Origin of the sequence: Amycolatopsis sp. NPDC058278, from assembly GCF_042881395.1 — a bacterium.
Lineage (GTDB): Bacteria > Actinomycetota > Actinomycetes > Mycobacteriales > Pseudonocardiaceae > Amycolatopsis.
Genome location: NZ_JBHVXZ010000099.1, coordinates 25,398 through 37,766 on the forward strand (window position 1 = coordinate 25,398; position 12,369 = coordinate 37,766).

17 protein-coding genes and 1 pseudogene are annotated in these 12,369 nt (G+C 73.5%); 14 read left to right on the plus strand and 4 right to left on the minus strand.

The genetic code is table 11. The features are described 5' to 3' along the window. Positions 1–16: 16 nt before the first annotated feature. Both ACFVYA_RS36875 and ACFVYA_RS36880 read right to left on the minus strand, forming a co-directional pair. On the minus strand, positions 17–487 hold the full coding sequence (locus ACFVYA_RS36875) for an SRPBCC family protein (protein WP_387051691.1): 471 nt from the start codon (positions 485–487) through the stop codon (positions 17–19). Beyond that, positions 484–804 (minus strand): ArsR/SmtB family transcription factor, encoded by a 321-nt coding sequence (locus ACFVYA_RS36880; protein ID WP_387051692.1) that lies wholly within the window; start codon positions 802–804, stop codon positions 484–486. The genes ACFVYA_RS36875 and ACFVYA_RS36880 overlap by 4 nt, the downstream gene beginning before the upstream one ends. Before the next feature lie 144 nt (positions 805–948). On the opposite strand from ACFVYA_RS36880, the gene rocD reads away from it, so the two are divergent. The 3 genes from rocD to ACFVYA_RS36895 all read left to right on the plus strand — a co-directional run bounded on the left by rocD (position 949) and on the right by ACFVYA_RS36895 (position 5,003). Further along, a complete protein-coding gene (gene rocD, locus ACFVYA_RS36885) occupies positions 949–2,181 on the plus strand; it encodes an ornithine--oxo-acid transaminase (protein ID WP_285989943.1) in 1,233 nt (410 codons plus the stop codon). Between the two features lie 82 nt (positions 2,182–2,263). Continuing rightward, the gene (locus ACFVYA_RS36890) at positions 2,264–3,622 is read left to right on the plus strand and encodes a DUF2252 domain-containing protein (RefSeq protein ID WP_387051694.1); all 1,359 of its coding nucleotides are present in this window, start codon (positions 2,264–2,266) and stop codon (positions 3,620–3,622) included. Positions 3,623–3,704: 82 nt separating this feature from the next. Next, positions 3,705–5,003 (plus strand): hypothetical protein, encoded by a 1,299-nt coding sequence (locus ACFVYA_RS36895; protein ID WP_387051695.1) that lies wholly within the window; start codon positions 3,705–3,707, stop codon positions 5,001–5,003. Here ACFVYA_RS36895 and ACFVYA_RS36900 read toward each other — a convergent pair. Next, a complete protein-coding gene (locus ACFVYA_RS36900; protein ID WP_387051696.1) occupies positions 4,990–5,874 on the minus strand; it encodes an FAD-dependent oxidoreductase in 885 nt (294 codons plus the stop codon). The two genes, ACFVYA_RS36895 and ACFVYA_RS36900, sit on opposite strands and share 14 nt — an antisense overlap. Positions 5,875–5,972: 98 nt before the next feature. On the opposite strand from ACFVYA_RS36900, the gene ACFVYA_RS36905 reads away from it, so the two are divergent. Next, a complete protein-coding gene (locus ACFVYA_RS36905) occupies positions 5,973–6,524 on the plus strand; it encodes a phosphatase PAP2 family protein (protein WP_387051708.1) in 552 nt (183 codons plus the stop codon). On the opposite strand, the gene zapE is transcribed toward ACFVYA_RS36905, so the two are convergent. After that, a complete protein-coding gene (gene zapE / locus ACFVYA_RS36910) occupies positions 6,478–7,497 on the minus strand; it encodes a cell division protein ZapE (RefSeq protein ID WP_285989938.1) in 1,020 nt (339 codons plus the stop codon). The two genes, ACFVYA_RS36905 and zapE, sit on opposite strands and share 47 nt — an antisense overlap. A gap of 89 nt (positions 7,498–7,586) precedes the next feature. Between zapE and ACFVYA_RS36915 the strand changes: the two genes are divergently transcribed. The 10 genes and pseudogenes from ACFVYA_RS36915 to ACFVYA_RS36960 form a co-directional block, all read left to right on the plus strand. Next, complete coding sequence (locus ACFVYA_RS36915; RefSeq protein WP_387051697.1) at positions 7,587–8,327, plus strand: pyrimidine reductase family protein; 741 nt, start codon at positions 7,587–7,589, stop codon at positions 8,325–8,327. Then, on the plus strand, positions 8,324–8,878 hold the full coding sequence (locus ACFVYA_RS36920; protein WP_310974948.1) for a sigma-70 family RNA polymerase sigma factor: 555 nt from the start codon (positions 8,324–8,326) through the stop codon (positions 8,876–8,878). The genes ACFVYA_RS36915 and ACFVYA_RS36920 overlap by 4 nt, the downstream gene beginning before the upstream one ends. Next, complete coding sequence (locus ACFVYA_RS36925; RefSeq protein ID WP_285989935.1) at positions 8,878–9,291, plus strand: hypothetical protein; 414 nt, start codon at positions 8,878–8,880, stop codon at positions 9,289–9,291. The genes ACFVYA_RS36920 and ACFVYA_RS36925 overlap by 1 nt, the downstream gene beginning before the upstream one ends. An 87-nt stretch (positions 9,292–9,378) precedes the next feature. Then, positions 9,379–9,816, plus strand: a complete 438-nt coding sequence (locus ACFVYA_RS36930; protein WP_387051700.1) for an Asp23/Gls24 family envelope stress response protein — start codon at positions 9,379–9,381, stop codon at positions 9,814–9,816. Next, positions 9,813–10,205 carry a hypothetical protein gene (locus tag ACFVYA_RS36935; RefSeq protein WP_387051702.1) on the plus strand — a complete coding sequence of 131 codons (393 nt, stop codon included), beginning with the start codon at positions 9,813–9,815 and terminating at the stop codon, positions 10,203–10,205. The genes ACFVYA_RS36930 and ACFVYA_RS36935 overlap by 4 nt, the downstream gene beginning before the upstream one ends. Before the next feature lie 22 nt (positions 10,206–10,227). Next, entirely contained in the window at positions 10,228–10,404 is a 177-nt protein-coding gene (locus ACFVYA_RS36940) for a hypothetical protein (RefSeq protein ID WP_013224542.1), read from the plus strand. Then, entirely contained in the window at positions 10,401–10,751 is a 351-nt protein-coding gene (locus ACFVYA_RS36945; RefSeq protein ID WP_285989932.1) for a hypothetical protein, read from the plus strand. Before ACFVYA_RS36940 ends, ACFVYA_RS36945 begins: the two co-directional genes overlap by 4 nt. A gap of 2 nt (positions 10,752–10,753) precedes the next feature. Then, a complete protein-coding gene (locus tag ACFVYA_RS36950; protein ID WP_285989931.1) occupies positions 10,754–11,290 on the plus strand; it encodes a DUF6286 domain-containing protein in 537 nt (178 codons plus the stop codon). Beyond that, complete coding sequence (locus ACFVYA_RS36955) at positions 11,287–11,886, plus strand: alkaline shock response membrane anchor protein AmaP (RefSeq protein ID WP_387051704.1); 600 nt, start codon at positions 11,287–11,289, stop codon at positions 11,884–11,886. Before ACFVYA_RS36950 ends, ACFVYA_RS36955 begins: the two co-directional genes overlap by 4 nt. Before the next feature lie 26 nt (positions 11,887–11,912). Further along, positions 11,913–12,369: pseudogene (locus ACFVYA_RS36960) on the plus strand (ATP-dependent DNA ligase); the annotation flags it as partial.

Sequence of the window (12,369 nt, forward strand, 5' to 3'; positions counted from 1 at the left end):
CAGCGAAACTACCCGTTCAGGCGGCAGCTTTCGCGGCGAAGAGGTTCAGCAGCGCACCGTGCCCACCCGCACCGGAGACGCCTTCGCGCACCTTCGCGCCGGTTTCGCCGTGTCGTGCGAAGTCCCGGTGTTCCAGCTCGACGCGGGTGTTGCGCGGCCCCTCCTCGATGAATCTGACCTCGATCTCGCTGGCGTGGGCCGGGTCGGGGTCGATCTTCCAGTCGCCGTCGATGCGCCACGAGAGCACCACCCTTGCGGGCGGCTCCCAGACGAGCACCTCGCCCCAGTCGCACTCGGCGCCGTCGGCCGTGCGCTCGTACCAGCGGCCGCCTTCCTCCGGCTCGAGGACGGCTTCGGCCAGGTCGCCCGCCCCGATGTGGTGCTGCCGCGGCCACCAGCTGTCGAAGGCCTCGGTGTAGGTCTTGAACGCGTGCTCCCGCGAGCAGGCGACGGTGACGCTCTTGCGGATCGGTTCCAGAGTGCTCATGACTGCTCCTCTTCGGTGGATTCCGCCAGTTCGGCGAAGGCCTTCAGCGCGTCCGACCACATCCCGTCGAGGTAGGCGCGCAGGGCGGCGATCCCGGCCGGTTCCAGCCGGTAGAGCCGCTTGGTGCCGACGGCCCGGTCGGCGACCAGGCCGGCCGCCTTGAGCACCTTGAGGTGCTGGGACACGGCCGGGCGGCTGATCGGCAGGTCCGCGGCCAGCTCGCCGACCGCGCGCGGCCCGCCCCGCAGCGCTTCGAAGATCGCGCGGCGCGAAGGGTCGGCCAGAGCGGCCAGCTGGTCGCTTCCGTAAGTCGCCACGAACGGTAAGTTACGGCTTACCATGCAGCTCGTCAACGCGCACGCATCGTTTCGGGGGTGTAACACGCATATTGCGCAACGAATACCGGGTGAAAGCAATGATTCCCGGCTGAAGTCTGCGTGTTCTGCCTCTAACCTGAACACATGACGACGTTCGCCGGCCGGGAGACCGCCGCCCCCACCGCCGCGAGCTTCATCGAGCTCGACGAGCGGTGGAGCACGCACAACTACCACCCGCTGCCCGTCGTGATCGCCGAAGCCTCCGGCGCCTCGGTGACCGACGTCGAAGGCCGGTCCTACCTCGACTTCCTCTCCGGGTACTCGGCCCTGAACTTCGGCCACCGCCACCCCGACCTGGTCGCCGCCGCCGTCGAGCAGCTCGGACGCGTCACGCTGACGTCGCGGGCGTTCCACCACGACCAGCTGGGGCTGTTCTGCCGCGAGCTGGCCGAGCTGACCGGCACCGAGCTGGTGCTGCCGATGAACTCCGGCGCCGAGGCCGTCGAGTCCGCGGTCAAGATCGCCCGCAAGTGGGCGCACCGGGTCAAGGGCGTCCCGGACGGCACCGCCGAGATCATCGTGGCCGGCTCGAACTTCCATGGCCGGACCACCACGATCGTCTCGTTCTCCACCGACGAGACCGCGCGCGCCGACTTCGGCCCGTTCACCCCGGGCTTCGTCACGGTCAAGTACGGCGACGCGGCCGCGCTGCGCGACGCGATCACCCCGCGCACCGCCGCGGTGCTGCTGGAGCCGGTGCAGGGCGAGGCCGGCGTCATCGTGCCGCCGGAGGGCTACTTCGCCGACGTCCGGCAGGCTTGCGACGAGCACGGCGTGCTGCTGATCGCCGACGAGATCCAGTCCGGGCTGGCCCGCACCGGCACCGTGCTGGCCCTGGACCACGAAGGCGTCCGCGCGGACGTCTACACCCTCGGCAAGGCCCTCGGCGGCGGCATCCTCCCGGTGTCCGCGGTGGCCGGCCGCCGGGACGTCCTCGGCGTGCTGAAGCCGGGCGAGCACGGCTCGACCTTCGGCGGCAACCCCCTCGCCTGCGCGGTCGGGCGCGCGGTCGTCAAGCTGCTTTCGACCGGCGAATTCCAGCAGCGGGCCACCGAGCTGGGCGCCCACCTGCACGCACGGCTCACCGCGCTGATCGGGCAGGGCCTGTCGGAGGTCCGCGGCCGCGGGCTGTGGGCGGGCATCGACATCGCGCCGGGCGGCCCGTCGGGGCGCGAGGCGTCGGAGGCACTGTCCGCGCGGGGCGTGCTGTGCAAGGAAACGCACGAACGCACCCTGCGCGTCGCCCCGCCGCTGGTGATCACCCGCGAGGAACTGGACCGCGGCATCGACGCGATCGCCGAGGTCATCCGCCCCTGAAACCACCCGGACGCCGCCGGCTGAGCCTCCCGCCCCGGCGGCGTCCGGGAGCACAACGTCCCCTTCGGACGTTGTGCCCGGTATGGGATCAGGGGACTGGGTGGAACGGCCGCTGGTCGGCGCCGACAGCGTGACGCCGGCCGAGCTGTACGAACAGGGGAAGCGGCTCCGGGAGAAGACGCCGGCCGCGGTGCACGACCACGAGGCCGCGGCGGAAGACCGTCCGACGCCGCACGTGTACTTCGAGGCCACCAACGCCGGGCGGCTGCCGGAGCTGACCGAACTGCGGCGGGAGCGGATGCTCGCCTCGCCGTTCACCTTCTTCCGCGGGGCGGCCGGGCTGATGGGCGCCGACCTCGCCGGCACGCCGTCGTCCGGGGTCGCCGCGCAGCTCTGCGGCGACGCGCACGCGGCGAACTTCGGGCTCTACGGCACGCCCGAGGGCAAGATCGTGATGGACATCAACGACTTCGACGAGACCGTGCCGGGCCCGTGGGAGTGGGACCTCAAGCGGCTCGCGGCCAGCCTCGTGCTCGCCGGGCGCGAAGGCGGCATCCGCGAATCGGGCTGCCGCGAGGCCGCCGAAGACGCCGTGAAGTCCTACCGCCGGACCATCCGCGCGCTGGCCGAGCTGCCGTTCCTGAAGTCGTGGAACGCGCTGCCGGACTCGTCGGTGCTGTCGAAGGCGCGGGCCGACGAGCTGATCGACGACTTCGCCGACGCGGCCGAGAAGGCCCGCAGGAACGATCACGCGAAGGTCGCGGCGCGGTGGACCGAGCGCGTCGACGACCACGAGACCGGCCTGGCCCGCCACCGGTTCGTCGCGGACCCGCCGGTGCTGACGCACGTCGACGCGCGCACGGCCGAGGCCGTCGCGGCCGGCCTGGCGTCCTATGTGGACACCCTGCGCGAATCACGGCGCACGCTCATCGCGCGCTACCGGCTCGCCGACGTCGCCTTCCGGGTGGTCGGCACGGGCAGCGTCGGGCTGCGCAGCTACGTCGCCCTGCTGCACGGCAACGACGACGAAGACCTGGTGCTGCAGGTGAAGCAGGCGCAGCGGCCCGCACTGGCGCCGTACCTGGACCTGCCGGAGGCCGCGCACGAAGGGCAGCGCATCGTCGACGGCGCCCGGCTGGTGCAGGCCGAGACGGACATCCTCCTCGGCTGGACCACGATCGACGGCGTCCCGTTCATCGTCCGCCAGTTCCGCAACCTCAAGGGCGACATCGACCCCTCGGAACTGGAGAAGGACCACCTCGACGACTACGGCAGGCTGGCCGGGGCGCTGCTCGCCCGCGCCCACACGCGGTCGCTGCACCCGAAGCTCCTGTCCGGCTACTTCGCCGACGACTCGGAACTCGACGAGGCGATGGGTGCGTATGCCGTGCGGTACGCCGACCAGACGGAGGCCGACCACGCCGCCTTCTCCCGCAACTGACGGACAGGTTGCGGGTCAACACTGGAGATCGACTTCCCCGCCGTGCTACATGTGCGCGATCAGGTGACGGCGAGGAGGCGGCGTGGTGGATCTCAAGCGGCGGTCGGTGCTCACGGGAGCGGTCGCGACGGCCCTGGCGGCCACGGCGGCACCCGCACTGGCGGCGCCCCCGCGGCGAGCGTTCCGGCTGGGCGTCAACTACACGCCGTCGACGCGCTGGTTCCACATGTGGGAGGACTGGCGCGAGGCCGACCTGCGCCGCGACCTCGACGACATCGCCGCGCTCGGGCTCGACCACATCCGGATCATGCTGCTGTGGTCGGCCTTCCAGCCGGAACCGGCGTTGGTGAGCGGCGAAAAGCTCGACCGGCTGCACCGGTTCCTCGACCTCGCGGACGCGGCCGGGCTGGACGTCGAGGTCACCGTGTTCAACGGCCACATCTCCGCCCGCTACTGGACACCCAACTGGCTGCAGACGAAGCCGAAGCCGGTCAACTGGTTCACCGACCCGGCGGCCCTCGACGCGCAGCGGACCCTGTTGCGGGCCCTCGCCGAACGGATCGGACGGCACCCGCGCTTCCTCGGCTTCGACCTGTCGAACGAGCCGTACTACTACTGGGACGACTTCGCCGGCCTGTTCGTCACGCAGGCGCAGGCGGACGCCTGGGCCCGGACGCTGTGCGCCACGGCCGAGGAGGTGGCCCCCGGCAAGGCGCACACGGTCGGCTGCGACCGGGCACCGTGGGACAACGGCACCCACTTCACCCGCCCCGGGCTCGCCGACGCGGGCAACGTGGTGGCGATCCACCCGTGGACGTCGTTCTCCGGCACGCTCGAGACGGACCCGCTCGGCGCGGTCGCGACGCACAACGCGGAACGGCTGATCCAGGTGGCCCAGGCCTACGCGACGGACCCGGCGCGCCGCGTCTGGATCCAGGAGGACGGCGCGGCACCGTCGATCCACTTCAGCGACGCGACCCGCCCGCAGTACGGCGAGTGGCTGTCCCGTTCGATCCGCAACGCGGCTTCCTGCGCCCACACCCTGGGCTTCACGTGGTGGTGCTCCCACGACGTGCACCCGGCGCTGGTCCCGAACCTCAACCCGCTGGAGTACGACCTCGGGCTGTACACGAACGACCGCAAGCTGAAGCCCGCCGGCCAGGCGTTGAAGGCACTGGTGGCCGAGTTCGACCGGACCCCGCCGCGGCCGGCGCCGCGCACCACGGCGATCGTCGTCCCCGACGCCTTCCCGACGTGGGGCAACGACCGGTTCTTCAAGCTGGCGGCCGAGGGCAAGCGGGTGGCGTTCGTGCTGTGGAGCCGTGCTTCGGACGCGAACCACCTCCGCGCCCGCGGGATCACCGAACTCATCCAGCTGTGACCAGCTCGACGACGTCCGCCGCGCAGCCCCAGGCCAGGGTGATCCCCGCTCCCCCGTGGCCGTAGCAGTGCACGACGTCGCCCTCCCGCTCCAACCGCACCTCGCGCCGGGACGGGCGCAACCCCACCAGCGACCGCAGCACCTCCGCGTCCGCCAAGCGCGGTTCCAGTTCCCGGCAGCGGCGCAGGATGTCCGCCGTCACGGCCGGGTTCGGGTCGGTGTCGGCGCGGCCCGGCTCCTCCGTTCCGCCGCACACCACGTGGCCTCCGTGCGGGATCACGTACGTGATGCCCGGGCCCGTCCCGTCCACCACGAACTCCGGCAGGCCCGGGTCGGTCACGTGCACGACCTGGCCGCCGACCGGGACCATCGAACCGTCGCCCGCCAGTGCGCCCGCGCCGAGGCCCGCCGCGTTGACCACGACGTCCGCGCCGAGCCCCGCGAGCGACGTCAGGGCCCGGTACACCACCCGCACGCCCAGCCCGGCCACCCGCGCGCGCAGCCAGTCCAGGTACACCGGCGTGTCGACCACCGCCGTCGTGAACTCGACGCGGTCGCCGTCGCGGACCGCGGCCTCCACCGCCGGGAGCCACTGCGGGTCCGGCTCGCCCGCCGGCAGCAGGACCCGGCCGCGGCGGAAGCGGACGCCCGGCGCGTCCTGCCCGCGGAACACCGCCAGGCTCGCCGCGGTCCACCGCACGACCCGCTCGTCCAGGCGCCGAAGTGGCGGGTACACCACCCCACCGGCGACCGCCGACGTCGACTCCGCCGGCGGGGCCGCCGCCACGACCGTGACGTCGTGGCCCGCTTCCGCCAGCCGGTACGCGCTGCTCAGCCCGACCATCCCGGCCCCGGCGACAGTGACCCGCATCCGCTCCTCCCAAGTCGTTTCCCCGCATCGTGACGCACCCGCGGCCCCCGGCGGGTCCCGGGGCCCCGGCTACCCTCGCGCGGGTGAGGACGATCCGGGTGCCGGCCGCCGTTTGCGGCCTGCTCGCGCTGCTGCTGGGCCTGCCGTTCGCCGGCGGGACGACCCCCGGCGCGGTCGACGACGCCGCAGCTCGGGCCGTTTCGCACCTGAGCCCCGGCGTGCTGCGGGTGCTGGTCTTCCCGACCGAGCCGTACGTCGCGCTCGCGCTGGGCCTGCTCGCGGTTTTCCTCAGCCTGCGCGCGGGACGGCGGCTGGAGGCCGGGTTCGCCCTGGCCGCCCCGGTGCTGGCGATCCTGCTGACGAGCTGGCTGCTCAAACCGCTGTACGACCGGTGGAAGAACAACACCCTGGTGTACCCGAGCGGCCACACGGTGAGCCTGGTGGCGGTGCTCACGGTGCTCGTCCTGGTCACCCGGCGGGCCGTCGTGGCCGTGCTGTCCGCGGTGGCGCTGCTCGCCGCCGCGGCCGGGCTCGTCGGCATGGGCTACCACTACCTCACCGACGTCGCCGGCGGCACGCTCTTCGCCGTCGCGGTGGTGCTGTTCAGCTGGCCGGTACGGCGTCCCGCGCCAGCGCCGTCAACCGGCTGACCGCGCGCAGGTACTTCTTGCGGTAGCCGCCGTTCACCATTTCCTCGGTGAACAGCGACGGCAGCGGCTCGCCCGACACGACCAGCGGGATGGCCCGGTCGTAGAGCCGGTCGGCGAAGGCGACCAGCCGCAGTGCCACGTTCTGGTCCGGCGCCGGGTGGATGCCGCGCAGGTGCACGCGGGTGACGTCGTCGAGCAGCCGGCCGTAGCGCGAGGGGTGCAGCTCCGCCAGGTGCGCGCACAGCGCGTCGAAGTCGTCCACACTGGACCCTTCGTGCGCGGCGGCCGACGACTCCAGCTCCTCGGGCGAGACGGGCGGCGGCGCGTCCGGCAGGCCGCGGTGCCGGTAGTCCGGGCCGTCGACGCGCACCACGCCGAAGCGGGCCGACAACGTCTGGATCTCGCGCAGGAAGTCTTCGGCGGCGAACCGCCCTTCGCCCAGCTTTTCCGGCAGGGTGTTCGACGTCGCCGCGATGTACACGCCGGCGTCCATGAGCTCCTGCAGCAGGCGGGTGACCAGGGTGGTGTCGCCCGGGTCGTCGAGCTCGAACTCGTCGATGGCCAGGATCCGGTGCTCCGACAACCGCCGCACGGCCTCGGCGAAGCCCAGCGCGCCGACGAGGTGGGTCAGCTCGACGAACGTGCCGTACGCCTTGGGCGACGGCGCGGCGTGCCACGTCGAGGCGAGCAGGTGGGTCTTGCCGACGCCGAACCCGCCGTCGAGGTAGAGCCCCATCGGCCCGGCCGGCTCCGAGGATCCGCCGAAGAGCTTGAACCGCTTCTTCTCCCGCCGCGGCCCCACCTTCGCCGCGAACGCCGAGCACGCCTCGACCGCGGCGGCCTGGCTGGGCTCGTCCGGGTTGGGCAGGTAGGTGTCGAACCGCACGGCGCCGAAGCGCGGCGGCGGCACCAGCGCGCCGATCAGCTCGTCGGCGGACAGCTCGGGACGGCGGCCGGTCAGGTGCGCGGGCATGGTCGCAGAGCCTATCCGCGCCCGGCGTACCGATGAGCGGGTATATGCCCCGGTAGAGACCTGTTTCACGTCCGTGCTGGGATGATCACGTGCGGAGCGTGTGGCCTGGATCGACGGGCGAACTGACGGCGACGGACCTCGAGCAGATCTACGCCTACCCGGCCGGCCTGTCGAGACCCTGGGTTCAGGTCAACTTCGTCGCGTCGGCCGACGGTGCCGTCGAGATCGACACCACTTCGGCGGGTCTCTCCCACGCCGCCGACCGGCAGGTCTTCCTGCTCGGCCGCGACCTCGCCGACGTCATCCTGGTCGGCGCCGGGACCGCCCGCGCCGAGAACTACCGCGGGGTCGTCGCGGGGGCGAAACGCCTGGAGCGCCGCCGCCGGCTCGGGTTCGCCGGTGTCCCGCCGATCGCCGTCGTGACGCGCACCGCCGAGCTCGACCCGGCTTCCCGGCTGTTCACCGAAACCGCCGTCCCCCCGATCGTGGTCACCACGGACACCGCCGACACGCGCGCCCTCGAAGCCGCCGGGGCCGAGGTCCTGCGGGCCGGCGCCGGCGACGTCGACCTGCCCCGGGCCCTCGACCTGCTGGCCGCCCGCGGCCTGCGCCGGATCGACTGCGAAGGCGGGCCCGGCCTCTTCGCCCGGCTCGTCGCCGCCGATCTCGTCGACCAGCTGTGCCTGACCGTCGCGCCGCTGCTGGTGGCCGGGACCGCGGGCCGGATCGCCGCGGGCGCCGCGCCCGCCGTGCCGCGCCGGCTCGCGCTGGCGTCGATCCTGGTCGAGGACGGCTTCACGCTGCTGCGCTACCGCCGGGACGCCGGGTGAGCGACGACGCCGAGCTCCTCGCGCGGGCCGCGGGCGGCGACCACACCGCGTTCGGCGCGCTGGTGCGGGAACACACGCCCCGGATGTACCGGGTCGCGCTGCGGATCACCGGCAGCGCGGCCGAGGCCGAGGACGTCGTGCAGGAGGCGTGGCTGGCCGCGTGGCGGTCCCTGGCCGGGTTCCGGCGGGAGTCGGCGGTGTCGACGTGGCTCTACCGCGTCGTCACCAACAGCGCGCTCGCCGTGCTGCGCCGCCGCCGTCCGACCGTCTCGCTCGACGACCCCGATCCCCAGTCCACTGTGGACAGCGCGCTGCTGGCCGCGGCGGTGCCCGGTCCCGAAGGCCGCGTCGTGCGCGCCGAAGAGGTGGACGCGGTGCTGCGGGCGGTCGGGCGGCTGGAGGTGTCCCAGCGCGTCCCGCTGGTGCTGCGCGAACTGGAGGGGCTGAGCTACGAAGAGGTCGCCGAAGTGCTCGACGTGAACGTCGGCGCCTTGCGTTCCCGGCTGCACCGGGCCAGGGTGGCGCTCCTCGCCGAGTTGAGGGAGCGGTGATGGCCGAGACCGAGGATCCCGAGTCCGACCCCCGCTGGGACGCCGTGCGCGCCGCGGCCCGGCGCCGGGTGCCGACCCCGCCAGGCCTGGTCGAACGCGTGCTGCGGGCCGTCGCGCGCGGCCGCCGGACGGCGGTGGAGGTTCCCGGCGGGACGGGCCGGCTGCGCGTCGCCGAGGACGTCGTCGACCGGCTGGCCCGGACGATCGCCGCGGACCGGGCCCCGTTCGGCGTGCGGATCTCGGCCGTCGCCGTCGAGGACGGCGTCGTGCAGGTGCTGGTGTCGGTCCGGTTCGGCGTCATCGCCGACGCGGCCGCCGAAGCGCTCCGGCGGGAGATCACCGCCGGGCTGTCCCGGCAGCTGGGGGTCGTCTCGGTGGTGAAAGTGCACGTCGTGGACGTCCACCCGGGCTGAGATTAACCCGATCGGGCGACCTTGCGTGAGGGTTTCGCGCCGCCGGGCATCGTAAGGGCGAGAACCCGCCGAGAGGAGCCCGTACGCATGCACCCGGAACGGACCGAAAGCCCCGGAACGGTCACGCCGCTCAACGAAGAGGGCACCGCCGGCCGCACCACGATCTCGTCGCTGGTCGTGCAGAAGATCGCCGGCCTGGCCGCCCGCGAAGTCGCCGGCGTGCACAAGCTGGGCGGCGGCGGGGTGTCCCGCGCGATCGGCGCGCTGCGCGAGCGCATCCCCGGCTCCGGCACGGTCACCACGACCGGCGTGTCGGTGGAGGTCGGCGAGAAGCAGACCGCGATCGACCTCGACGTCGTCGTCGACTACGGCGCGCGCATCACCGACGTCGCCCGCGCAGTGCGGCGCAACGTGATCACCGCGGTCGAGCAGATCACCGGCCTCGAGGTGATCGAGGTGAACATCGCGGTCAACGACATCTTCCTGCCGGGCGAGGAAGAACCCGAATCGACGCGGGTGGAATGACCGGCCGGCGCGGTGACCGGGCGGCGTTCCGGGCGTTCGTCCGCGCCCACCACCCCGACGTGGGCGGCGACCCGGCCGTGTTCGCCGCCGGGCTCGCCCGGTTCCGCGAGCCGGAGTCCCGCGCCGAGGCGCCGGTGACGTTCGTGGCCCGCCACCGCGGGACGGCGGCCCGCTCGAGCCGCACGGCGGCGCGGGCCCACCGGCGCGCTGTGTCGGCGGTGTCCGCCCGCCGCCGGGTGGCGCTCTTCGCCCGCCGCCGGGTGGCGCTCTTCGCCCGCCACCGGCCGGCGGCACCCTTCACCCGCCGCCGGGTGGCGATGCCCCTCCGCCGCCGTGGGTCGGCGGCCTTCCTGTCCCGCTTCCGCCGCCGCCCGCCTCGCGTGCGGTGACCTTCCGTCCCAAGGAGGACATGTGAACGCAACGCAGACCGGGCTCCTGGCCGGGCTGATCCTCGGCCTCGCCGCGACCCAGGGGTTCACCGCGTTCCTGGTGACCCTGGCCGTCGGGATCATCGGCCTCGTCGCCGGCCGGGTCCTCGACGGCGAACTCGACCTCGGCGAGCTGTTCGGCAAGGGCCGCGACAAGTGAGCCCCGCCCTGGACGTCCCGCGCGAGCTCGCCGAACCGGCCGAGCGCGGCACCCTCACCATCGGGCACGCCGTGGTCCGCAAGCTCGCCCAGCACGCGGCCGGTCAGGTGCCCGGGACCGCCCGGGACGGCAAGAAGGGGCCGAAGGCGAAGGTCGGCGGCCACGACAACGACGTCGACCTCGCGCTGGACCTGGCCCTGCGCTACCCCTCGGCCGTCCGCGCGGTCGTCGGCGATGTGCGCGAGAAGGTCACCGAAGAGGTCGAGCTGCTCACCGGCTACCGCGTGCGGACCCTGGCCGTGACGGTGTCCGCGCTGCTGCCGGACGTCGCACCGAGGGTGCGGTAGCCGTGCGCCCGTTCGTCCGCGTCCTCGCCACCCTGCTCGGCCTGGCCTTCGCGGCGGCCGGCGCGCTGCTGGCCCTCGAAGTCGGCTGGCACTGGTGGCGCCCGGGCTCCGCGCCGCTGCTGGTGCCGTGGCCGCGCTGGCAGGCCGGCCTGGCGGCACTCGGCTGGGACGCCTACGCGGTGCGCGTCGGGGCCGGCGTGCTGGCTGCCGCGGGCCTGGTCCTGGTGGTGTGCGCGCTCGCCGCCGGCAACCGCGCCGTCCGGCTGACCGACCCGGCCGGCGACGTCAGCGTCTCGACGTCACCGCGTTCGCTGGCCCGCCTGGTCGGGTTGACCGTGCGCGCGCAGGACAACGTCGCGGGCGCGTCGGTCACCGCGAGCGCCCGCCGCATCCGCGTCCGCGCGAAGAGCACCCTCGAGACCGAAGGCGAGCTGCGGCCGCGCCTGCTCGCCACGGTGTCGGCCTTGCTGGACGAGCTCCCCCTGGTGCGGCGGCCGAAGGTGACGGTCGTCGTCGACTCGCCGAAGGACCGCCGATGAGCAAGACGATCGCCGCGAAGGCACTCTCCCGGTCGTACACCGGCGAACGCACGCTGACGTTCCTGGTCGGGCTGCTCGCTTTCCTGGGCGGGGCACTGGCCCTGGTGGTCGGCTTCGGCGGGCTCGGCGAGTTCCGCGGCCGCCGCCCGCTCCTGGACCCGATCGCCGTGACCTGGCTCGGCGGCCACGCGACGCCCGCGCGCGTCGCCGCGATCGTGCTCGGGGTCCTGCTGTTCGTGCTCGGGCTGCGGTGGGCACTGCGTTCGCTACGCCCGGAACCGCGGCCCGACCTCGACCTCGACCGCACCGAAGGCGCGGAGCTGGTGGTCACGGCGGCCGCGATCGCCGGCGCGGTCCAGGCCGACGCCGAGCAGCTCGACGGCGTCAGCCGGGCCCGCGTCCGCGCCGTCGGCTCGCGCACTGCTCCGGCGTTGCGCATCACCCTGTGGCTGCGCGAAGGCACGGACCTCAAGGGGGTGTGGTCGGACCTCGACACGCGCGTGCTGACCCGGGCCCGCGCCTCGCTCGACCTGGAGTCGCTGCCCACCGCGGTTCGCCTGGAACTCGACACGAGCCCGGCCCAACGCGTGCGCTGAGCCGGGGTTTTCCGCAGAATGCGGGCATGCCCCTACCGCTGCAGCCGCCGCTGAAGCCGATGCTCGCCAAGCCCGCCAAGGCCATCCCCGACTCCGGGGGCCTGCTGTTCGAACCGAAGTGGGACGGCTTCCGCTGCATCGTCTTCCGCGACGGCGACGAGCTGTACCTGCAGTCGCGCGCGGAAAAGCCGCTCAACCGGTACTTCCCGGAGGCCGTCGCGCGGCTGCTGGACATCCTGCCGCCGCGCGTCGTGCTCGACGGCGAGCTCGTCGTCGCGCGGGACGGACGGCTGAACTTCGATGCCCTCACCGAGCGCATCCACCCCGCCGAAAGCCGGATCACGCTGCTGGCCGCCGAACAGCCCGCCGAGTTCGTCGCCTTCGACGTCCTCGCCCTGGAGGACGACCTGCTGCTCGACGAACCGACGTCGGTGCGCCGCGAACGCCTCGTCGAACTGGCCGGCGACCGGTTCCCGCTCACCC

What these genes read in the sequence shown, in the direction of transcription:
- ACFVYA_RS36875 (WP_387051691.1), bottom strand. Translation starts at nt 487, where the DNA reads ATGAGCACTCTGGAACCGATCCGCAAGAGCGTCACCGTCGCCTGCTCG.
- rocD (WP_285989943.1), top strand. Translation starts at nt 949, where the DNA reads ATGACGACGTTCGCCGGCCGGGAGACCGCCGCCCCCACCGCCGCGAGC.
- ACFVYA_RS36890 (WP_387051694.1), top strand. Translation starts at nt 2,264, where the DNA reads ATGGGATCAGGGGACTGGGTGGAACGGCCGCTGGTCGGCGCCGACAGC.
- ACFVYA_RS36900 (WP_387051696.1), bottom strand. Translation starts at nt 5,874, where the DNA reads ATGCGGGTCACTGTCGCCGGGGCCGGGATGGTCGGGCTGAGCAGCGCG.
- zapE (WP_285989938.1), bottom strand. Translation starts at nt 7,497, where the DNA reads ATGCCCGCGCACCTGACCGGCCGCCGTCCCGAGCTGTCCGCCGACGAG.
- ACFVYA_RS36925 (WP_285989935.1), top strand. Translation starts at nt 8,878, where the DNA reads ATGGCCGAGACCGAGGATCCCGAGTCCGACCCCCGCTGGGACGCCGTG.
- ACFVYA_RS36930 (WP_387051700.1), top strand. Translation starts at nt 9,379, where the DNA reads ATGCACCCGGAACGGACCGAAAGCCCCGGAACGGTCACGCCGCTCAAC.
- ACFVYA_RS36935 (WP_387051702.1), top strand. Translation starts at nt 9,813, where the DNA reads ATGACCGGCCGGCGCGGTGACCGGGCGGCGTTCCGGGCGTTCGTCCGC.
- ACFVYA_RS36955 (WP_387051704.1), top strand. Translation starts at nt 11,287, where the DNA reads ATGAGCAAGACGATCGCCGCGAAGGCACTCTCCCGGTCGTACACCGGC.